The 21,576-nt window shown below is 64.2% G+C and carries 18 protein-coding genes; 9 read left to right on the forward strand and 9 right to left on the reverse strand.

The annotated features are described in order from the left end of the window. The first annotated feature begins 1 nt into the window (after position 1). On the forward strand, positions 2 to 1,171 hold the full coding sequence (locus AC1RWL_RS17100) for an OpgC family protein (protein ID WP_493095509.1): 1,170 nt from the start codon (positions 2 to 4) through the stop codon (positions 1,169 to 1,171). Positions 1,172 to 1,180: 9 nt separating this feature from the next. On the opposite strand, the gene AC1RWL_RS17105 is transcribed toward AC1RWL_RS17100, so the two are convergent. Further along, positions 1,181 to 2,938 carry a glucan ABC transporter ATP-binding protein/ permease gene (locus tag AC1RWL_RS17105; protein ID WP_256119548.1) on the reverse strand — a complete coding sequence of 586 codons (1,758 nt, stop codon included), beginning with the start codon at positions 2,936 to 2,938 and terminating at the stop codon, positions 1,181 to 1,183. Between the two features lie 301 nt (positions 2,939 to 3,239). Between AC1RWL_RS17105 and AC1RWL_RS17110 the strand changes: the two genes are divergently transcribed. From AC1RWL_RS17110 to AC1RWL_RS17120, 3 genes are all read left to right on the forward strand, one after another. Further along, the gene (locus AC1RWL_RS17110) at positions 3,240 to 3,980 is read left to right on the forward strand and encodes a helix-turn-helix transcriptional regulator (protein ID WP_493095508.1); all 741 of its coding nucleotides are present in this window, start codon (positions 3,240 to 3,242) and stop codon (positions 3,978 to 3,980) included. Between the two features lie 121 nt (positions 3,981 to 4,101). Beyond that, entirely contained in the window at positions 4,102 to 7,560 is a 3,459-nt protein-coding gene (gene pyc, locus AC1RWL_RS17115; RefSeq protein ID WP_493095507.1) for a pyruvate carboxylase, read from the forward strand. Positions 7,561 to 7,697: 137 nt separating this feature from the next. After that, positions 7,698 to 8,249 carry a GNAT family N-acetyltransferase gene (locus tag AC1RWL_RS17120; RefSeq protein ID WP_493095506.1) on the forward strand — a complete coding sequence of 184 codons (552 nt, stop codon included), beginning with the start codon at positions 7,698 to 7,700 and terminating at the stop codon, positions 8,247 to 8,249. 1 nt (position 8,250) lies between these two features. Here AC1RWL_RS17120 and AC1RWL_RS17125 read toward each other — a convergent pair whose 3' ends face one another. The 3 genes from AC1RWL_RS17125 to acnA form a co-directional block, all read right to left on the reverse strand. Continuing rightward, complete coding sequence (locus AC1RWL_RS17125; protein WP_319324935.1) at positions 8,251 to 8,625, reverse strand: DUF2794 domain-containing protein; 375 nt, start codon at positions 8,623 to 8,625, stop codon at positions 8,251 to 8,253. 335 nt (positions 8,626 to 8,960) lie between these two features. Further along, complete coding sequence (locus tag AC1RWL_RS17130) at positions 8,961 to 9,737, reverse strand: DUF1223 domain-containing protein (RefSeq protein WP_493095505.1); 777 nt, start codon at positions 9,735 to 9,737, stop codon at positions 8,961 to 8,963. Between the two features lie 175 nt (positions 9,738 to 9,912). Beyond that, entirely contained in the window at positions 9,913 to 12,606 is a 2,694-nt protein-coding gene (gene acnA, locus AC1RWL_RS17135; RefSeq protein ID WP_493095504.1) for an aconitate hydratase AcnA, read from the reverse strand. A gap of 267 nt (positions 12,607 to 12,873) precedes the next feature. On the opposite strand from acnA, the gene ccmA reads away from it, so the two are divergent. The 5 genes from ccmA to AC1RWL_RS17160 all read left to right on the forward strand — a co-directional run bounded on the left by ccmA (position 12,874) and on the right by AC1RWL_RS17160 (position 15,974). After that, the gene (ccmA, locus tag AC1RWL_RS17140) at positions 12,874 to 13,515 is read left to right on the forward strand and encodes a heme ABC exporter ATP-binding protein CcmA (protein ID WP_493095503.1); all 642 of its coding nucleotides are present in this window, start codon (positions 12,874 to 12,876) and stop codon (positions 13,513 to 13,515) included. A 199-nt stretch (positions 13,516 to 13,714) separates the two neighbouring features. After that, positions 13,715 to 14,374 (forward strand): heme exporter protein CcmB, encoded by a 660-nt coding sequence (gene ccmB, locus AC1RWL_RS17145; protein ID WP_256119540.1) that lies wholly within the window; start codon positions 13,715 to 13,717, stop codon positions 14,372 to 14,374. A gap of 60 nt (positions 14,375 to 14,434) precedes the next feature. Then, positions 14,435 to 15,205, forward strand: a complete 771-nt coding sequence (locus tag AC1RWL_RS17150; RefSeq protein WP_439618090.1) for a heme ABC transporter permease — start codon at positions 14,435 to 14,437, stop codon at positions 15,203 to 15,205. Further along, positions 15,202 to 15,369 (forward strand): heme exporter protein CcmD, encoded by a 168-nt coding sequence (gene ccmD / locus AC1RWL_RS17155; protein ID WP_493095502.1) that lies wholly within the window; start codon positions 15,202 to 15,204, stop codon positions 15,367 to 15,369. Before AC1RWL_RS17150 ends, ccmD begins: the two co-directional genes overlap by 4 nt. After that, positions 15,366 to 15,974, forward strand: coding sequence for a DsbE family thiol:disulfide interchange protein (locus tag AC1RWL_RS17160; protein WP_493095501.1), 609 nt, complete (start codon positions 15,366 to 15,368; stop codon positions 15,972 to 15,974). The genes ccmD and AC1RWL_RS17160 overlap by 4 nt, the downstream gene beginning before the upstream one ends. Before the next feature lie 3 nt (positions 15,975 to 15,977). Here the strand turns inward: AC1RWL_RS17160 and AC1RWL_RS17165 are convergent, their stop codons facing one another. The 5 genes from AC1RWL_RS17165 to AC1RWL_RS17185 form a co-directional block, all read right to left on the reverse strand. Next, positions 15,978 to 16,628, reverse strand: a complete 651-nt coding sequence (locus AC1RWL_RS17165; protein WP_435268349.1) for a septation protein A — start codon at positions 16,626 to 16,628, stop codon at positions 15,978 to 15,980. Further along, on the reverse strand, positions 16,625 to 18,163 hold the full coding sequence (gene ftsY, locus AC1RWL_RS17170) for a signal recognition particle-docking protein FtsY (RefSeq protein WP_493095500.1): 1,539 nt from the start codon (positions 18,161 to 18,163) through the stop codon (positions 16,625 to 16,627). Before ftsY ends, AC1RWL_RS17165 begins: the two co-directional genes overlap by 4 nt. A gap of 12 nt (positions 18,164 to 18,175) precedes the next feature. After that, positions 18,176 to 19,465 carry a tRNA (N(6)-L-threonylcarbamoyladenosine(37)-C(2))-methylthiotransferase MtaB gene (mtaB, locus tag AC1RWL_RS17175; protein ID WP_493095499.1) on the reverse strand — a complete coding sequence of 430 codons (1,290 nt, stop codon included), beginning with the start codon at positions 19,463 to 19,465 and terminating at the stop codon, positions 18,176 to 18,178. Then, on the reverse strand, positions 19,462 to 20,361 hold the full coding sequence (dapF, locus tag AC1RWL_RS17180; RefSeq protein WP_493095498.1) for a diaminopimelate epimerase: 900 nt from the start codon (positions 20,359 to 20,361) through the stop codon (positions 19,462 to 19,464). The genes mtaB and dapF overlap by 4 nt, the downstream gene beginning before the upstream one ends. 79 nt (positions 20,362 to 20,440) lie before the next feature. Next, positions 20,441 to 21,523, reverse strand: coding sequence for an MBL fold metallo-hydrolase (locus AC1RWL_RS17185; protein WP_493095497.1), 1,083 nt, complete (start codon positions 21,521 to 21,523; stop codon positions 20,441 to 20,443). Positions 21,524 to 21,576 lie beyond the last annotated feature (53 nt).

Genomic DNA, 21,576 nt, shown 5'->3' on the forward strand with positions numbered 1-21,576 from the left:
CATGACTGACAGACATGGACCGGGGGGCGCAGTGCCGCAGACACGCGACACGCGCCTCGACGTCTTCCGGGCGCTTGCCCTCCTGACGATCTTCGTCAACCACGTTCCCGGCCAGTACCTGGAACACCTGACGCACAAGAATTTCGGCTTTTCCGATTCGGCGGAAGCCTTCGTGCTGATTTCCGGCATGTCGGTCGGGCTTGCCTATGGCGGGCGTTTTGCCGTCGGCGAGCGGCTGGCGGTGACCCTTCGCATCCTGCGCCGCGCGCTGACGCTCTATGTCGCGCATATCATGACGAGTGTCATCACCTTCGCGATCTTCGCCGGCGGCGCGCTGTGGTTCTCGCGGCCGGACCTCTTGTCGGAAATCAACCTGCGCGCCGTCGTCGACCGCACGGAACAGGGCGTCGTCAGCATGGTGCTGCTCGGCCACCAGTTCGGCTACAACAACATCCTCTCCATGTATGCCATGCTGTTCCTGATGCTGCCGGGCTTCCTGTGGCTCTACCAGCGCAGCGTACGCCTGCTGATCGCCGTCTCGGGCACGATCTGGCTTTGCGCCGGGATCTGGCGGATCGCGCCGTCGAATTTTCTCGACGACGGCTACTGGTTCCTCAACCCGCTGTCCTGGCAGTTCCTCTTTGTCATCGGCTTCGTCGGCGTGCTGCGCGCCAGGGGCAAGGGGTTTTCGCGCAATCCCGTGCTGCTGGCGCTCTCGGCCACCTATCTCGTGGTCTCGATGCTGTGGGTCGTGCTCGCCTGGTGGAACATCGATTTTTCCTACGGCCTGCCGGCGGTGCTGACCGGCTTCGACAAGACGTTCCTGTCGACGACGCGGCTGCTGCATGTGCTGGCCGGCGCCTATCTGGTGGCGACGATCCCGGTTCTGTCGAACTGGGCGGCACTGCCGATCAGCCATCCGCTGGTGGCGGTCGGACGGCATTCGCTGGCGGTCTTCATCTTCGGCACCATCCTCGCCATGGCGGGGCAGGTGCTGATGTTCGTGACCGGAAAGAACCCGATCCTCGGCACGCTCTATACGCTTGCCGGCATCGCGCTGCACTTCGCCTATGCGCGCTACCTCGACTGGCAGGCTTCCATCACCGGCCCCAACGCAAAACGGCAGGGCATGCGTGCCCTGCCGGTTGAAGGGGGCGATGCCCCGAAGTGATGACGTCGATCAGGCGGCGGTGTGGCTCTTGCGCACGTCGTCGTCCGTCAGGATGCCGCTTGCCCGGAGCAGGGCTGCGAAGCGGCCGTTGCTCTGGCTGAGATCGTTGAACGTGCCCATCTCGGCGATCTGGCCGTGATCCATGAAGACGACGAGGTCGGCCTCGCGCACCGTCGACAGGCGGTGGGCGATGATGAACGTCGTGCGGTTGCGGCGAAGCTGGTCGATCGCCGACTTCACACGGGCCTCCGTCTCCACGTCGAGCGCGCTGGTCGCCTCGTCGAGCACGAGGATCGGCGCGTTCTTGAGGATCGCGCGGGCAATCGCGATGCGCTGGCGCTCGCCGCCGGACAAGCGGTTGCCGCGCTCGCCGACATGGGTCTCGTAGCCGCTCTGGCGCGAGGTGATGAAGTCGTTCGCCGCTGCCGCTTCCGCAGCCGCCTCGATTTCCTCCTGCGTCGCGCCCTCGCGGCCGAGACGGATATTGTCGGAGATCGAGCGGTTGAGCAGGCCCGCATCCTGGAACACGGTGGCGATCGACCGGCGCAGCGACTTGCGCGTCACCGTGCCGATATCGACGCCGTCGATGAGGATCTGGCCGGAACGCGGCTCGTAGACGCGCTGCAGCAGGTTGACCAGCGTGGTCTTGCCGGCACCCGTCGGACCGACGATGGCGACGGTCTGGCCGGCCTCGACGGTGAAGGAGACATCGCGCACGCCCTGGGTGGCATTGGCGAAGTCGAAGCAGACATTGCGGTATTCGACCCGGCCCTTGACGTCGCCAAGTTCGCCGGCCGTCGACGGCTCTTCGCGGTCCTTGACGGCATCTTCCAGCGTGAAGAAGTCCTCAAGCTTGGCGCGTGCCTCGAAGATTTGCGTGGCAAAGGCTTTCATCTGGTCCAGGCGGCCGATGAGCAGGCCGGCAAAACCGATGAAGGCGATGACGTCGCCGACGCGGATTTCGCCGCGCTGCACCAGCACCGTGCCGATGACGAGGATGGTCATCATGGAGATGGTCGAGGCGATGCGGTTGAGCGCGCTGGCGATCGCCCACCAGTCGAGCACCGGGAACTGCGCATTGATCAGCCGTTCGGCAAAGCGCTTCAGCTCTCGCGTCTCGGCCTCGATGCGGTTGTAGCTGTGCACGACCGAAACGTTGCTGATGGAGTCCGACACATGGGAGAAGACGGTGTGGTAGTGGTTCTCCACCGAGGCCTGGCCCTCGCGGGTGCGGTTCATCACAACCTTGCCGATGATGACATAGAGCACGCCGAGCACGACCAGCACCAGCGACAGGCGATAATCCATCACGAAGGCGGTGGGGATGAGCAGCACGAGCGCGATGGCGGTGGCGAGGTGCGTGCGCATGAATTCGAGCCAGAGGCCGAACAGCGTTTCGCAGGCGCGCAGCAGCGTGTGCAGGGCGTTGGAGGTACCGCGCTGGCTGTGCCAGGAGAGCGGCATGGAGATGATGCGGCCGAAGGCTTCCGTCAGGAGGCTCGCGCGCCGGCCATGGGCCAGGCGGTCCGCCTCGCGGGCGACGAGCACATAGGCGAAGGTGTTGAACAGGCCGAAGCCCGCCCACATCAGGAGCATCGGCGTTACGTCGCCCTTGGAGGAAATGGCGTCGATGATGCGACCGAAGAGGATCGGCTCGGCAATGGTTATGACCGCGAGCACGATATTGGCGACAACCACCGAACCCACACGAATCTTGTAGACCCCCAGATAACTGAGAGCTCTTGCATAGACCTGAAACAAAGACACGGAATAAGGCCTTTCCGGCGATACCTGTTGTGCGGTGCAGCGAAAGCACCCGTTTTCTTTGCAGTGCGCTGTTAATCAGCGGAAGGGGCAAAAGTTCGTGAACGGCGTGCAAATTTCATGACTCACATGAAATGTTGCGTGATTTTCAGTTTTGCGCGTCACGACGTCCCTTAGCCGATTGATTTTCATCATGCGATCCTGCCAATTGTATGCGGGGCAACATGAATGGGACATGACTGGTCAAAAGAGGGCCAGCTTCATTTCTTCTGGATATGGAATGGGCGCATAAAGTGCAGGGCATATGAAAATCAACCTGCTGGTACAGTTTCTTGCGCTGATCGACGAATTGCGGGGCCGGGAGGAGACGACGGCCGAGTTCGAACGTCTGCTGTCGCATTACGGCTTCGACTATTACGGTCTCATCCAGGCGCCGAAGCCGGTGGAAAGCCCGTCGAGCCTGCTGCTCGCCGGCCGCTGGCCCAAGGGCTGGCCGGAAACCTATCTGCGCAAGCGCTACATGCAGGTCGATCCGACCGTGCGTTACCTCGGCCATGCGCAGGCGGGGTTTCGCTGGAGGGATACGCTCGGCGCCTTCCGCCTCAGCCCGCATCGCAAGCGCATGGAGCGCATGATGGTGGATGCACGCCAGAACGGGCTGGAGGACGGCTACATGTTCCCGGTGCACGGCCGGCGCGGCCTGCTCGGCAGCCTCAGCCTCGGCGGCAGGCCGGTCGAACTGGAAAGCGTCGAGATCGGGCTTTTCGACAGCATCGCCCGGCAACTCTACTGGAAACTGCTGCTGGCGGCCGATCCGGAAGCGGCGGCGCGGCTTTCCGCCGTCGTCGACGTGGAACTGACGCGGCGCGAAATGGAAGCGCTGAGCCTGCTTGCCGAGGGCATGACCTCGCATGACATCGGCCGCGTGCTCGGCATTTCCAGCCACACGGTCGACTGGTACATGAACGGCATCCAGGAGAAGCTCGGTGCGCGCAACCGGCACCACGCGGTCGCCATCGCCTTCCGGCTCGGGCTCGTTTCCTGAGCCTTCACGGCGCAATTCTTTTGCCGGATGACGACTCCAAAATTGAACTTTGAAAATAACCCGCTAATAATTCTCTTCGCGGGTGCAGCAATTCCCGTTTTCAAGTCATGAGGAGTCCGACTTGCCCATTTCCAAGATCCTTGTCGCCAACCGGTCCGAAATCGCCATTCGCGTGTTCCGCGCAGCCAACGAGCTCGGCATAAAAACGGTGGCGATCTGGGCGGAAGAGGACAAATTGGCACTGCACCGCTTCAAGGCGGACGAAAGCTACCAGATCGGCCGCGGCTCGCATCTTTCCCGTGACCTCGGGCCGATCGAGAGTTACCTGTCGATCGAAGAGGTGATCCGCGTCGCCAAGCTTTCCGGCGCCGACGCCATCCATCCGGGCTACGGCCTGTTGTCGGAAAGCCCGGAATTCGTCGATGCCTGTGACGCCGCCGGCATCATCTTCATCGGACCGCGGCCCGATACGATGCGCCAGCTCGGCAACAAGGTAGCCGCGCGCAACCTTGCGATTTCCGTCGGCGTGCCCGTCGTGCCGGCGACCGATCCGCTGCCGGACGATGCCGACGAAATCCATCGCCTTGCCGAAAGCATCGGCTATCCCGTCATGCTGAAGGCCTCGTGGGGCGGCGGCGGGCGCGGCATGCGTGCCATCCGCGACCCGAAAGACCTGCTGCGCGAGGTGACGGAAGCCAAGCGCGAGGCGAAGGCCGCCTTCGGCAAGGACGAGGTCTATCTCGAAAAGCTCGTCGAGCGCGCCCGCCACGTCGAAAGCCAGGTGCTGGGTGACACGCACGGCAATGTCGTGCATCTCTTCGAGCGCGACTGCTCCATCCAGCGGCGTAACCAGAAGGTCGTCGAGCGCGCACCGGCACCCTACCTCAACGAGGCGCAGCGCAAGGAGCTTGCCGATTATTCGCTGAAGATCGCGCGCGCGACGAACTACATCGGCGCCGGTACGGTCGAGTACCTGATGGATGCCGATACCGGCAAATTCTACTTCATCGAGGTCAATCCGCGCATCCAGGTCGAGCACACCGTCACGGAAGTCGTGACCGGCATCGACATCGTGAAAGCGCAGATCCACATCCTCGACGGCGAGGCGATCGGCACGCCGGAATCGGGCGTGCCGGCGCAGGAAGACATCCGCCTCAACGGCCACGCCCTCCAGTGCCGCATCACCACGGAAGACCCGGAACAGAACTTCATTCCCGACTATGGCCGCATCACGGGCTATCGCTCGGCCTCGGGCTTCGGCATTCGCCTCGATGGCGGCACGGCCTATCCGGGCGCGGTCATCACCCGCTTCTACGATCCGCTGCTCGTGAAGGTCACGGCCTGGGCGCCGAACCCGGTGGAAGCGATCACCCGTATGGACCGCGCGCTGCGCGAATTCCGCATCCGCGGCGTCGCGACGAACCTGACCTTCCTTGAAGCGATCATCAGCCACGAGCAATTCCGCAACAACACCTACACGACCCGCTTCATCGACACGACGCCGGAGCTGTTCCAGCAGGTGAAGCGCCAGGACCGCGCGACGAAGCTGCTCACCTACCTCGCCGACGTCACGGTCAACGGCCATCCGGAGGCGAAGGGCCGGCCGAAGCCGCCGGCGGATGTCGCCAAGCCCGTCGTGCCCTTCATCGAAGGCACGATCCAGGCCGGCACCAAGCAGAAGCTCGACGAACTCGGCCCGAAGAAATTCGCCGAATGGGTGCGCGGTGAAACGCGCGTCTTGATGACGGACACGACGATGCGTGACGGCCACCAGTCGCTGCTCGCCACCCGCATGCGCACGCATGACATCGCCCGTGTCGCCGGCACCTATGCCCGCGCGCTGCCGCAGCTCTTCTCGCTGGAATGCTGGGGCGGGGCGACCTTCGACGTCTCCATGCGCTTCCTGACGGAAGACCCGTGGGACCGTCTCGCCCGTGTGCGCGAAGGCGCGCCGAACCTGCTGCTTCAGATGCTGCTGCGCGGCGCCAACGGCGTCGGCTACAAGAACTATCCCGACAATGTCGTGAAATACTTCGTGCGCCAGGCGGCCAAGGGCGGCATCGACGTGTTCCGCGTGTTCGACTGCCTGAACTGGGTCGACAACATGCGCGTCTCGATGGAGGCGGTGGCGGAAGAGAACCGGATCTGCGAGGCGGCGATCTGCTATACCGGCGACCTGCTGAATTCAGCCCGCCCGAAATACGACCTCAAATATTACACCGCGCTCGCCGCCGACCTCGAAAAGGCCGGCGCGCATATGATCGCGCTGAAGGACATGGCGGGTCTGTTGAAGCCGGCGGCGGCGCGCGTGCTGTTCAAGGCGCTGCGCGAATCCACCGACCTGCCGATCCATTTCCACACGCATGATACGTCGGGCATTGCGGCTGCGACCGTGCTTGCCGCCGTCGAATCCGGCGTCGACGTGGTGGATGCGGCGATGGATGCGCTCTCCGGCAACACCTCGCAGCCCTGCCTCGGCTCGATCGTCGAGGCACTGAAGGGCACCGACCGCGATCCGGGCCTCGATCCGGAATGGATTCGCCGCATCTCGTTCTACTGGGAAGCCGTGCGCTTCCAGTATGCCGCCTTCGAGAGCGACCTCAAGGGGCCGGCCTCCGAGGTCTACCTGCATGAAATGCCCGGCGGCCAGTTCACCAACCTCAAGGAACAGGCCCGCTCGCTCGGGCTTGAGACCAAGTGGCACAAGGTGGCCCAGGCCTATGCCGACGCCAACCAGATGTTCGGCGATATCGTCAAGGTGACGCCGTCCTCCAAGGTGGTGGGCGACATGGCGCTGATGATGGTTTCGCAGGACCTCACCGTCGCCGACGTGGAAAACCCTGCCAAGGACGTCTCCTTCCCGGAATCGGTCGTCTCGATGCTCAAGGGCGATCTCGGCCAGCCTCCGGGCGGCTGGCCGGCCGCTCTCCAGAAGAAGGCACTGAAGGGCGAGGAGCCCTATACCGCCGTGCCGGGCTCGCTGCTGCCGCCGGCCGATCTCGATGCCGAGCGCAAGGCGGTCGAGGAGAAGCTGGAGCGCAAGGTCGACGATTTCGAATTCGCCTCCTACCTGATGTATCCGAAGGTCTTCACAGACTATGCGCTGGCCGCCGATACCTATGGTCCGGTGAGCGTGCTGCCGACGCCGGCCTATTTCTACGGCCTCTCGCCCGGTGAAGAACTGTCGCCGGAACTGGAAAAGGGCGTCTCGCTCGTCATCCTGCACCAGGCGCAGAGCGAGCCGGATGCGCAGGGCATGGTGAAGGTGTTCTTCGAGCTGAACGGCCAGCCGCGCCTCATCAAGGTGCCGGACCGCAACCGCGCGGCGACGTCCACGGCGCGGCGCAAGGCGGATATCGGCAATGCCGCCCATCTCGGCGCGCCGATGCCGGGCGTCATCTCGACGGTCTCGGTCTCGGCCGGCCAGGCGGTCAAGGCCGGCGACGTGCTGCTCTCCATCGAGGCGATGAAGATGGAAACGGCGCTGCATGCGGAGAAGGACGGCACGGTCTCGGAGGTACTGGTCAAGGCCGGCGACCAGATCGACGCCAAGGACCTGCTCATCGTTTACGGTGCCTGATACGTCAAACGTCGCTTGAAAGCCAAACCCGGATATGGGATGGACGCCCATCCCATATCCTTGTTTTGTCTTGACGCAATTTCGGACGCAAAACCGCTGCACACTTTTGCTGAAATTGCTTTTAATACAGGCTTTCCATGAGCTTCGTCATTCGCACCGCCGATCTCGGCGACATTGCCGCTTTCACCGAAATCTATCGCGAGTCCGTGCTGAACGGGGTGGCGAGCTACGAGATCGACCCGCCCTCGCTCGACGAGATGGCGGCGCGCTTCCACGCGATCACCGAAAAGGGTTATCCCTATATCGTCGCCATCGAGCAGACCGGCCTCATCCTCGGCTACGCCTATGCCTCCGCCTTCCGCACGCGGCCGGCCTATCGCTGGCTCGTCGAGGATTCGGTCTATCTGGCGCCGGAAGCGCGCGGCAAGGGCGTCGGCAAGGCGCTGCTGGCGGAGCTCATTCGCCGCTCGACGGAGCTCGGCTTCCGCCAGATGGTCGCCGTCATCGGCGGCGCCCACCCGGCCTCCATCGCCGTGCACGCGGCGGCGGGCTTCGAACATTCGGGTCGCATGACCGCGACCGGCTTCAAGCACGGCCGCTGGCTCGACACCGTCTTCATGCAGCGCGCACTCGGCGACGGCGCGGAAACCGAGCCGTCTTCGGCGACCTATCCGGGGACGATGGCCTGAATCACGTCTCGATCAGCCGCAGCACCTTGTCGAACACCTTGAGCACCTGGTTGAGCTCATGGCCGCGTTTCAAAATGGTGCCGTGCTGGTTGACGACGCTGTAGGCGCCCTGTTTGGCGGCGAGTTTGGGATTTTTCTCGATGCGGTAGAGCGGCATTTCGCCCGAGCGCTTGAAGACGGAAAACACCGCCTTGTCGCGCATATGGTCGATTGCGTAGTCGCGCCATTCCCCTTCGCCGACCATCCGGCCGTAGACCCAGAGGATTGCATCGAGCTCCCGTCGATGGAAGGTTACAGGCAGCGGATCCCGGCTGCTCTTATATTCCCTAAGGTCGACCACGACATTGGAAGCCTGCAAATCCGGCTGATCAGTCATCGAATCTCCGCACCTCGTCTGTGACGGCTGGGTGACAGTGTGCCTGACCAAAACGGAAATGCAAGGCGGATGGGCGAAGACTTGCGTTTTCGCAAAAATCCTTCTCGCCGCAATTCAGACAAACAGACGCCCAATTTACGGGAGAAAGTCCGCCAGTCGCAGCCTCTACCTGCCTGCTGCCTTGTGCGGGAAGCAGGTATTGTCGGGGTGCGTCTGTCGAAGTTGCCCAGTATTCCGTTGCCGGTAGCTTCGTCTCGGTCCGGTCCGTCTTTCTTCGAACCCTCAAGCCCCAGCCCCTCGAAGAAGCCGGACCGGACCTCCCCTTACGGGGAATTTCAACGAGAAGCCTTATCTCCGGTCAAAACGGTCGCGCCCAAAATGGCGCCCGGCGTATCGGCCGTGCGCATGCGCTGCAAAAGCACGGCACAGCCGCCGGATTTCTTTTTCTTCTTCAGCATGTCGGCCGGCAGGACCAGGTTGGTCTCCTTGCCTTCCCACATGCCGATCGTTTCCATGTCGGTGACGGCGTGCCAGTAATTGACGCGCTTGCCGCGGTTCTCGCCCTTGTCGATGTCGATCGTGCGTTCGCGCTCGAAATAGGCGATGACGATATTGGCCTTGCCCTCGCCGGGGCCGACGCGGATGCGCAGCTCGTCGTTCTTCACCTCGACATCGACGGGCACGTCCAGCCCCTTGCCCTCGTTCGGCATGGCGCCGATGCGCGAGCGGATGCCGGAAATATCGGCGCCGTTGATGTGCTCACGGCCGTTCAGCACGGCCTGCGGCGTGTAGACGCCGCTGCGGCCGAACATGCGGGCATAGGCATATTGCCGGTCGGTATTGTCCTTGGAGGCGAGCGTGTCGGCCCAGCCGAGATAGTTCCAGTAATCGACATGGTAGGAGAGGGCGACGACCTCGCCTTCCTGCGCCAGCGCGGCGAGCGCCTTGTCGGCGGGCGGGCAGGAAGAGCAGCCCTGGCTGGTGAAGAGCTCGACGACACCCTTGGGCTTGATGGATTGCTTGGTGACGGATTCCTGGGCATGTGCAGCCCCTGCGCCGGCTCCGAGCGCAAGCAGGATCGCCAGACATTCCAGTATGTGCGGTCTCGGCATGATCATTTCCAATGGAGTGGCGGCGGGTGGCCAGCCATTTGAGCCCGTCATACGCGCTTGCCGGTTCAACAGGAAGTCACGATGGAGTGAGACTCATAGCTGAGAAAAACGCTCCGGAAAACGAAAAATGCCGGGGTTTTGGCCCCGGCATTTCGCATTTTGATGCTGAAAACGATCAGGCGGCGAGATCGCGCAGAACGGTCTGGAGAATGCCGCCATTGTTCATGTAGGTCACCTCGTCGAGCGTATCGATGCGGCAGAGGAGCGGAACCTCCTTCACCGTGCCGTCGGCATAGGTGATCCTGGCGATCTTCTTTTCGCGCGGCTTGATGTCGCCTTCGAGACCGTCGATTGTGACGACTTCGTCGCCCTTCAGGTCGAGCGTCGCCCAGGTCGTGCCGTCCTCGAAAACGAAGGGCACGATGCCCATGCCGACGAGGTTGGAACGGTGGATACGCTCGAAGGACTGCGCTACCACGGCCTTCACGCCGAGGAGGTTGGTGCCCTTGGCCGCCCAGTCGCGCGACGAGCCGTTGCCATATTCGACACCGGCGAAGATGACGAGCGGTACGCCCTCGGCCTTGTACTTCATGGCCGCGTCGTAGATCGACATCTCTTCCTTGGTCGGATAGTGGATCGTGTAGCCACCTTCCTTGCCGTTCGGGCCGAGCATGTGGTTGCGGATGCGGATATTGGCGAAGGTGCCGCGCATCATCACTTCATGGTTGCCGCGGCGCGTGCCGTACTGGTTGAAGTCGGCGACGGCGACGCCGTTGCCCGTAAGGTACGCACCAGCCGGCGATGCCGCCTTGATCGAACCGGCCGGGGAAATGTGGTCGGTGGTGATCTTGTCGCCGAAGAGACCGAGGACGCGCGCACCCTCGATGTTCTTGAGGCCGGAGCCGGTCTTGCCCATGCCGACGAAGTAGGGCGGGTTCTGCACATAGGTCGACTGGTCGTCCCAGGCATAGGTCTGGCCCGCCGGCACCTGCACGGCCTGCCAGTTCTCGTCGCCCTTGAACACGTCGGCATATTTGGCGGCATAGAGCGCGCGGGTGACGTATTTCAGGATGAATTCCTGGATTTCCTGCGAGGTCGGCCAGATATCCTTGAGGTAGACGGGGTTGCCGTCCTGATCGTCGCCGATCGGCTCCTTGGTCAGGTCCTTCTGGACGGAACCGGCCAGCGCGTAGGCGACAACCAGCGGCGGCGAGGCGAGGTAGTTCGCCTGCACGTCCGGCGAGATGCGGCCTTCGAAGTTGCGGTTGCCGGAGAGAACGCCGGCGGCAATCAGGCCCTTGTCGTTGATCGTCTTGGAGATCGGCGCCGGCAGCGGGCCGGAATTGCCGATGCAGGTCGTGCAGCCGAAGCCGACGAGGTTGAAGCCGAGCTTGTCGAGATCTTCCTGGAGGCCGGACTTGGCGAGATATTCGCCGACGACCTGCGATCCCGGTGCGAGCGACGTCTTCACCCACGGCTTCGTCTTCAGGCCCTTGGCGACCGCGTTGCGGGCGAGAAGGCCGGCAGCGATGAGGACCGACGGGTTGGACGTGTTGGTGCAGGAGGTGATGGCGGCAATGGCGACGTCGCCGTGGCCGATATCGTAGTCGGTGCCTTCGACCGCGTAGCGGTTCGAAAGCTGGCCGGGCTTCTTGTAGTCGGTGTCCATCGAGCCGGCGAAGCCGGAGGCGATGTTTTCGAGCGGGATGCGGCCTTCGGGACGCTTCGGGCCGGCCATGGCGGGCACGACGTCGCCGAGGTCAAGTTCGAGCGTGTCGGTGAAGACGAGGTCAGCGCCGTCGCCGTCACGCCACATCCCTTGAGCCTTCGAATAGGCTTCGACCAGCGCGATGCGCTGCTCTTCGCGGCCGGACATGGTGAGGTAGTTGACGGTTTCGCCATCGACCGGGAAGAAGCCGCAGGTCGCGCCATATTCCGGGCCCATATTGCCGATCGTCGCGCGGTCTGCGAGTGTCATGTTGTCGAGGCCGGGGCCGAAGAATTCGACGAACTTCGAGACCACGCCCTTCTTGCGCAGCATCTGAACGACCATCAGCACGAGGTCGGTCGCGGTGACGCCTTCCTTGAGCTTGCCGGTCAGCTTGAAGCCGATGACTTCCGGAAGAAGCATGGAGACCGGCTGGCCGAGCATGGCGGCTTCCGCCTCGATGCCGCCCACGCCCCAGCCGAGAACGCCCAGGCCGTTGATCATGGTCGTGTGGCTGTCGGTGCCGACGCAGGTATCCGGGTAGGCGATGATCTCGCCGTCTTCTTCCTTGGTCCAGACCGTCTGGCCCAGATACTCCAGATTGACCTGATGACAGATGCCGGTGCCCGGAGGAACGACGCGGAAATTCTTGAACGCCTGCTGGCCCCACTTCAGGAAGCGGTAGCGCTCGCCGTTGCGCTCGTATTCGAGCTCGACGTTGCGGGCGAAGGCGGTCGGCGTGCCGAATTCGTCGACGATGACGGAGTGGTCGATGACGAGGTCGACGGGAACGAGCGGGTTGATCTTTTCCGGATCGCCGCCGAGCGACACCATCGCGTCACGCATGGCGGCAAGGTCGACCACGGCGGGAACGCCGGTGAAGTCCTGCATCAGCACGCGGGCCGGGCGGTAGGCGATCTCGTTTTCGACCGTGCCCTTGTTCGTCAGCCATTCGGCGACGGAAAGGATGTGCTCCTTCGTAACCGACCGGCCGTCCTCGAAGCGCAGCAGGTTCTCCAAAAGCACCTTCATCGAGTAGGGGAGCTTCGAGACGCCCGCGAGGCCGTTCGCCTCGGCCTTGGGCAGGCTGTAATATACATAGTCGGTGCCGTTGACCGTAAGGGTCGAACGACAATGGAAACTGTCTAGGGATTTGGACACTTTATACCCCGTCTCGTCTGGCGCCAGAAAACTGACGTACGAACACCCGTGCGCTGTTAAGGCGCCTTATGGGATGCGGGTGCGGCCATTTCCGCTGTCCGTACGCGGGAATATTCCCGTGTTCGGCGCTTGGATGAAATTCACGCCGACCGCTGGCGTGTTGAAGGCTATATAGATAATTTCCTAGAAACGTTCCAGAGCGCCCGATGGTGAATCGGGACAATTTTTTGCATTGCGACCAAGGTTGTAAAACGAAAGTGAACAGTCATGCGGCTCGTCGCCGAGGGATTGAGCGCCACGCGCGGCGAGGACCTGATTTTCCAAGATATTTCCTTCGAAATCGCCGGCGGCGAAGCGCTTGTCGTCAAGGGGCCGAACGGGTCCGGCAAGTCGACGCTGTTGCGGGTTCTGGCGGGTCTGCTTCCGGCGGAATCCGGCACGGCGAAGCTGCTTGCTGCACCGCACCCGGTGGAGCGCCTCGGCGAGGCCTGCCATTATCTCGGCCACCGCAATGCGATGAAGCGGGAGCTTACGGTCGATGAGAATCTGGCCTTCTGGAAGGACTTCTTCGGCGATTTTCCCGGGGGCGCGGGTGTGGATGTCGACGCGGCGGTCGAATCAGTCGGCCTCGGCGGCATCGCGCACCTTCCATTCGGCTATCTCTCCGCCGGCCAGCAGCGCCGCATGGCCATGGCCAAACTGCTGGTCGCCTGGCGGCCGGTGTGGATCCTCGATGAGCCGACGGCGGCGCTGGATGTGGCGGCCGAGAAGATGTTTGCGGGGTTGGTGATGGCGCATCTCGGCCGCGGCGGCATTGCGATTGCGGCGACGCATCAGCCGCTGGGGCTGGAGGGGGTGAAGGAGTTGCGGATGACGGGGTTTGCGGGCGTGGCGGAGACTGTATGGTGATGCGCTTCGCGACCCCCCTCTGCCCTGCCGGGCATCTCCCCCTCAAGTGGGGAGATCGATTCGCGGAAACGTCTCACCCATCGCGTACGTCGCGGAAGAGGCAATGCCGTTGCGCCCAGCCAATCTCCCCCCTTGAGGGGGAGATGCCCGGCAGGGCAGAGGGGGGTGAGCCACGCCCACCCCGCCCGAGGATGCAGGCATGATCGCCCTCCTCGCCCGCGACCTCAAGCTCTCCGTCCGCGCCGGCGGCGGCGCGCTCATCGGCGTACTCTTCTTCATGACGGTCGTCGCCGTCATCCCCTTCGGCGTCGGGCCGGACCTCAATCTCCTCGCCCGCATCGGCCCGGCTATCCTCTGGATCGGCGCCCTGCTCGCCTCGCTGCTCGGCCTCGACCGGCTGTTCCAGGCCGAACGCGAGGACGGTTCGCTCGACCTGCTCCTGATGCAGGAAACGCCGCTGGTGCTCACGGTGTTCGTCAAATGCATCGCCCACTGGCTCGCAACCGGCCTGCCGCTCGTCATCGCCGCGCCGCTGCTCGGCCTGTTCATGAACATGGACGAGACGGCGATCGCGGCCACCACGCTGACGCTGCTCGCGGGCACGCCGGCCATCACCTTCATTGGGGCAGCGGGGGCCGCGATCGCCGTGGCGCTGCCGCGCGGTGGGCTGCTCGTTTCCATCCTCGTGCTGCCGCTCGCCATTCCCGTGCTGATTTTCGGCGTCAGCGCGGTCTATGCGGCGATCCAGGAGCCGGCGCCCTTCCTGCCGCCGTTTCTCATTCTCGTCGCCCTCAACCTGCTCTTCGCCGTCATCGGGCCGGTCGCGGCCGCCGCGGCACTCCGGCTTTCGAGTGACTGACACGAATGTGATTGCGGCAGATCAATTGAAGATGCCGGGCTGACACGTTAAAGAACCATCATGAGCGAACCGAGCCTTGCCATCCGCAAATTCAGCGATCTCGCCAACCCGACGCGGTTTCTGGCGCTGGTCGCCATTGTCTGGCCCTATCTTGCCGGGCTGACGCTCTGTCTGTTCGCGGTCGGGCTCTATCTCGCCTTCACCACGGTGGGCGATTACCAGCAGGGCGAGACGGTGCGCATCATGTATGTGCATGTGCCGGCCGCCTGGCTTGCCATGATGTGCTACACGGTGATGGCGCTGTCCGCGCTCGGCACGCTGGTCTGGCGCCATCCGTTGGCCGACGTCTCCGCCAAGGCCGCCGCCCCCATCGGCGCCTGCTTCACGCTCGTCGCGCTCATCACCGGCTCGCTCTGGGGCAAGCCGATGTGGGGGACGTGGTGGGTGTGGGATGCGCGGCTCACCTCCGTCTTCGTGCTGTTCCTGATGTATCTCGGCCTGATCGCGCTCAACCGCGCCATGGACGACCCGACGCGGGCCGCCAAGGTCAGCGCCGTGTTGATCCTCGTCGGCTTCGTCAACATCCCGATCATCAAGTTTTCCGTGGAATGGTGGAACACGCTGCACCAGCCGGCGAGCGTCATCCGCCTGGATGGCCCGACGATCTCGGCCGAGTTCCTGCGCCCGCTGCTCGTCATGGCCATTGCCTTCACGCTGCTGTTCTTCACGCTGCACATCCTCGCCATGCGCAACGAAATCCTGCGCCGCCGCATCGCCGTTCTGCGCCGTCATGCCGCGCGCGCCGCCGGTCGCGAGGGAGATGCCGCATGAGCCACGCCTTCTACGTCACGGCCTCCTATATCGCCGCCTTCTCCGTCAGCATCGGGCTGATCCTCCGGGTCTGGCTCGACCACCGCGGCCGCCATCGCGAGCTGGAGCGGCTGGAAGCGGCCGGCGTGCGGCGCCGCTCGGCGCGCACCGAGGACGCCCGATGAGCGAGACGGAAAGCAATGCCGAAGGCACGGGCACCCGCACGCGCGTCATTCTCGCCGCGTTGCCGCTGGCGATCTTCCTCGGCCTCGCGCTGATCTTCTGGACGCAGCTCAATTCCGGCCGCGACATTTCCGAAATCCCCTCCGCGCTGATAGGCACGAAGGCACCCTGGCGTGATCTAGAGCCGCTCGCCGGCGCCGTGAAGGATGGTCTTCCGATGCCGGCGCTGACGGCGGAGGGCGCCAAGGGCAAGCTGACGCTGGTCAATTTCTGGGCGTCCTGGTGCGTGCCCTGCCGGCAGGAGCACCCGATCATCCTGTCGCTCTCGAAGGACCCGCGCCTCAATGTGGTGGGCGTCAACTACAAGGACGGCAGCGAGAACGCGTTGCGCTTCCTCGGCGAGCTCGGCAATCCGTTCTCCGCCATCGGCCTCGATCCCGTCGGCAAGATGGCGATCGACTGGGGCGTCTACGGCATTCCGGAATCCTATCTCGTCGGCCCGGACGGCACGATCCTCTACAAGAAGGTCGGCCCGTTTGACGAGAACAGCCTCAAGAACGGGCTCTTTCCGGCGATCGAAAAGGCGCTCGGCGCGCCTTCGAGCTGAGGCTCAGGGCGCCTTGCCCTCTTCCGGCGGCTCGATCGAGTGGCGCATGATCAGCGGCATCTGCGAGAGCGTGAAGAGAATGGTGATGGGCATGGTGCCCCAGACCTTGAAGGCGACCCAGAAATCCGTCGAGAAGGAGCGCCAGACCACTTCGTTCATCACCGCGAGGAAGAGGAAGAACAGGCCCCAGCGCAGCGTCAGCTTGCGCCAGCCCTCGTCCGTCAGCTTGAAGGCGGCGTGGAAGACGTAGCCGAGCAGGGATTTGCCGAAGAACAGCCCGCCGAGCAGGATGGCGCCGAACAGCGTGTTGACGATGGTCGGCTTCATCTTGATGAAGGTGTCGTTCTGCAGCCAGAGCGTCAGCGCGCCGAAGACGAAGACGACGATGCCGGAGATGAGCGGCATCATGGGCAGAGTGCGGGTCAGGATCCACGAGACGATCAGCGCCAGCGCGGTGGCGGCCATGAAGAGGCCGGTGGCGATGAAGATCGGCCCGCCCATTTCGGCGAGCACGGGAAACTGCGCGGCCAGCCATTCGCCGCGGGAATTGGCGAAGAAGAAGACGACGAGCGGCCCCAGCTCCAGCACCATCTTGAGGAGGGGGCTGACCTTCTCCTCGGCCTTGGCCGGCACTTCCAGCGTTGCCTTGCTCATGCTTCAACTCCTGCGATCGCCTGCGCGAAATCCTTGGCCTCGAAGGGTTCGAGATCGTCGATCCCTTCGCCGACACCGATGAAATAGACCGGCAGCTTGTGTTTGGCGGCAATCGCCACAAGGATGCCGCCGCGGGCCGTACCGTCCAATTTTGTCATGATCAGGCCCGTGACGCCCGCGACGTTGCGGAAAATCTCGACCTGGTTCATCGCGTTCTGCCCGGTCGTGGCGTCGAGCGTCTGGAGAACGGTGTGCGGCGCGTCCGGATCGAGCTTGCCGAGCACGCGCACGATCTTTTCCAGCTCCGCCATCAGCTCCGTCTTGTTCTGCAGGCGGCCGGCCGTATCGACGATCAGCACGTCGCTCTGCTTCAGCTTCGCCTGTTCATAGGCCTCGTAGGCGAGACCCGCCGCATCGGCGCCGAGTTTGGACGAGACGATGTCGGAGCCGGTGCGCTCCGCCCAGATTTTCAGCTGCTCGATGGCGGCCGCGCGAAACGTGTCGCCGGCGGCGAGCATCACCTTCAGGCCGGCGCCGGAAAGTTTGGCGGCGAGCTTGCCGATCGTCGTCGTCTTGCCGGTGCCGTTGACGCCGACGACGAGGATGACATGCGGCTTGTGGTTGAGGTCGAGTTCCAGCGGCTTGGCAACCGGCGAAAGCACCTTGGTGATCTCGCTTGCCATGATGCGCGAGACGTCGGTGCCGGTCACGTCCTTGCCGTAGCGCTCGGAGGCAAGCGTGTCGGTGATGCGTAGTGCGGTTTCCACGCCGAGATCGGCCTGGATCAGCAGGTCTTCGAGGTCCTGAAGGGTTGCATCGTCAAGCTTGCGCTTGGTGAAGAGGCTGGTGATCTGGCCCGTCAGCTGCGAGGAGGTGCGCGACAGGCCCTCGCGCAGGCGCTGGAACCAGGTGCGCTTCGGCTGCTGTGCGACGACCGCTTCCACCGGCGCGCGCTCGGCGGTGGCAAAACCCTTCGGCAGGACAGGCGTTTCGGCCTTCGGCTCGATGCGGGCCGCTTCTTCGAGCACGGGGTCTTCGGCTTCGGCGGGCGTCTCCTCCACCGGCGCGATGTCGTCTTGCGCTGGCGCGGGCTCTTCCTCGACGATTTCTGCGACCGGCTCCGCGACCGCGTCTTCCGGGGCCGCAGGCTCGTCCTCGATGATCTCCTCTACCGGCGCCTGTTCCTCGATCGCTTCGGCTTGCGGGGCGACGTCGTCATCGGCTGGTCCACCTGCCGTCTCGATCTCAGCCGGCGAGACCGGGTCTTCGGCGATTGGCAGTGCGGGGGCGTGCGGCAGCGGGTAGATATCCGGCTCGGCTTCGGCCGGCACATGATGGGGCGCCTCGGGATTGGCGGCTTCCGCTTCTTCGAGCAGGGCATCGCGCTCTTCGACAACGGCTGTCTTCGGCGTCTCGATAACCGGTTCCGGCACCGTCTCGACGACCTGCGGCTCGGCAAGCGGCGCCTCCGTCTCCGGCTCGGCGGCGGTGTCTTTTCCGAATGTAAAAATCTTCTTGATGAAGCCGAAGGCCATGAAATGTGTCCGCTAGTTGCGAAGGGAGGCGGTGCCGGCAAGGATCGCTGGCCGCATCGTCAGGTGTTTTCCATTGTGGCCGGTGATGGTCACCGGCACAAGCGCGCGGGGTTTTAGGCCCGCGGCATCGACGAGCGTGAAGTTTTTGGTATGGGCGAGGCCGTTGTTCTCGACGAGGATTTCCTGCGTACTGCCGACCATCCCGTCGAGATGGACCTCGTGCAGGCGTTTTCCAACATCGCGCAGGCGGCCGGCGCGCTCCTTCACGAGGGCGCGGTCGAGCTGCGGCATGCGGGCGGCGGGCGTGCCGGCGCGCGGGCTGTAGGGGAAGACGTGCAGGTGGGCGATGCCGCAGTCCTGCGCATGGCGCGCGGCATTGGCGAACATCTCTTCCGTCTCGGTCGGGAAGCCGGCGATCATGTCGGCGCCGAAGCTCGTTTCCGGACGCAGGGTTTTCACGCGCTCGCAGAAGGCGACGGCGTCGGCGCTGGAATGGCGGCGCTTCATGCGCTTCAGGATCATGTCGTCGCCGTGCTGGAGCGAGAGGTGCAGGTGCGGCATGAAACGCGGCTCGTCGGCGATCAGGTCCCAGAGGTGATCGTCCGCCTCGATGCTGTCGATCGAGGAGAGGCGGAGGCGATTAATTTCCCGCACCTGTTTCAGCAGCGTCTTGGCGAGCTGGCCGAGGCTCGGCTTGCCCGGCAGGTCGCCGCCATAGCTCGTGGCGTCCACGCCGGTCAGCACGATTTCGCAGTAACCGCCCTCGACCAGCTTTCGGGCCTGCTCGACGACGGCGCCCATCGGCACGGAGCGGGAATTGCCGCGGCCATAGGGGATGATGCAGAAGGTGCAGCGGTGGTCGCAGCCGTTCTGCACCTGCACGAAGGCGCGCACATGGCCGTCGATGAGCTTCACCATCTGCGGCGCGGTCTCGCGCACGCTCATGATGTCGTTGACGCGCAGCTTCTCTTCCGCCGAGACGCCGAAATCCGGCAGCGCCCGGTAGGCGGCGCTCTTCAGCTTCTCCTCGTTGCCGAGCACGGCGTCCACTTCCGGCATTTCGGCAAAGGTATGCTTCTCCGTCTGTGCGGCGCAGCCGGTGACGATGATGCGGGCATGGGGATTGTTGCGGCGGGCGCGGCGGATCGCCTGGCGGGCTTGGCGCACGGCCTCGCCGGTGACGGCGCAGGTGTTCACCAGCACGGCATTGTTGAGCCCCGCCTTCTCGGCCTCGGCGCGCATCACTTCCGATTCGTAGGTGTTGAGCCGACAGCCGAAGGTTATGACCTCGACGCCGCTCAAAGGGCGGCCGCCTCGGCATCGTCCCGGCGGAAGGCGCCGGTCGCGGGGTCGAGCGTGCCGGACCATTCCCATTCGGCAGGGCCGGTCATGATGACATGGTCGTCGTCGCGCCATTCGATCTGCAGCGTGCCGCGGTTCGGGCTGCTGGCAACGGTGATCGCGACCTTGCGGCCGGTGCGGCCGGTGCGCGCGCCACTGACACCGGAAGCGCAGGCGGCGGAACCGCAGGCGAGCGTCAGCCCGGCGCCGCGCTCCCAGGTGCGGGTCGTCATCGACGTGGGCGAGGTGACCTGCGCCAGCGTGATGTTGGCGCGTTCCGGAAACATCGGGTGATTTTCGAGGAGCGGGCCGAAGCGTTCGAGATCGTAGGACATCACGTCGCGGTCGACCCAGAAGATCGCATGCGGGTTGCCCATCGAGGCGACGGAGGGCGAATGCAGGATCGGCGCGTCGATCGGGCCGATCTGCAATTCGATGCGGCTGGTATCGTAGAATTCCTCGGCGAGCGGAATCCGGTTCCACTCGAAGATGGGCTTGCCCATGTCGACCGAGATCGTGCCGTCCTCGTGCTCGACGGCGTTGAGGATGCCGGCAACGGTCTGGAAGGTGAAGACCTTCTTGCCGGTCTCGGCGGCGAGCGCCTGCACGACGCAGCGCGTGCCGTTGCCGCAGGCCTGCGCCTTCGAGCCGTCGGAATTCAGGATGTCGATCCAGGCATCGGTGCCGTCGACCTTGGGGTCGTGGACGGCCATGATCTGGTCGAAACGGGTGGCGGGATCGGCGTTGAGCGCGATGGCCGCGGTCGGCGTCACGATATCGGCGCGGCCACGCATGTCCACGACCAGGATCTTGTTTCCCAGCCCGTTCATCTTCGCGAAGTCGACCGTCTTTGTCATCACGTCTGCCCGTCTTGGGCCGAAAGGCCCCTTTGGGGGCTATATGGCGGAAAAGCCCGCGGATTTCCAGTGTCTTGCATCAGGCCGTGGCGGCGGGAACCTCGAAGACCTCGCCGGGCCGCAGCGCGCGGAAGCGCTCGCGCGCGATGCCGGCCGCGTCGAGGGCGGTTTCGAGGGCTGCCAGCGGTTCGTCGACGCCCTCGTTGGTCAGCCGGAAGGTGCCCCAATGGTGGCCTGCCACATAGGCGGCGCCCGATACCGCCATGCCCTGCACCGCCTCGTGTGGGTTCTGGTGCTGCGGGCGCATGAACCAGCGCGGCTCGTAGGCGCCGAAGGGCAGGTTGGCGAGGCGGATTTGCCCGTGTTTTTCGCGGATCGCCCGGTAATTGATGCCCTGGTGAAAGCCGGTATCGCCGATATGGTAGATCTTGCCGCCCGGCGTCTCGATAAGGAAGGCCGACCACAGCGCCATACGGCGATCGCCGAGGCCGCGGGCCGACCAGTGGTGGCAGGGCTCGCAATGGAGGGTGACGTCAGTCGTCAGGGGCGTGCTGCCGCCCCAGTCCATGGTCGTGATGCGCCCTTCGCCGACGACCGGTCCCATGATCCTGTCATTGCCGAGCGGCGTGAAGACCAGGCAATTGTCCCGCTCGGCCAGCGCCTTCAGCGTCGCGAGGTCGAGATGGTCGTAATGATTGTGCGTGACGAGCACCACGTCGATCTTCGGCAGGTCGGCAAGTTTGATGCCGGGCGGATTGACGCGCTTCGGCCCGGCAAAGGAAAAGGGGCTCGCCCGGTCGCTCCAGACGGGATCGGTCAGGATATTGAGACCGGCCGTCTGGATCAGCAGGGCGGCATGGCCCACCATGGTGACGACCAGGCGATCACCCGCGATACGCCCTTCCGGCACGGCCGACGGAAAGGGGCTCGGCCAATCGGCCGGCCAGGCCGCACGCCCGCCGCCGAATTGCCAGCGCATCAGCTCGAAGAAATTGTTCGGCTCCTCGCCGTTCGGATTGAAGAAATGCGTGCCGTTGAAATGGTCGCTGACCGGGCCGTCATAATACCGGTTCGCCGCGAGACTGCGGCTCGCAAACGCGCCGCCCGCGAGCATCGTGAGAGCGCCTATACCGGACCATTTGAGAAACTTGCGACGGTTCATGGAGAAGATATACGGTCGGCCCGGCCTTGTCGCAATGCATCGGCGGGACCTCG

The organism is Shinella sp. GW821-FHT10F02, assembly GCF_058809275.1.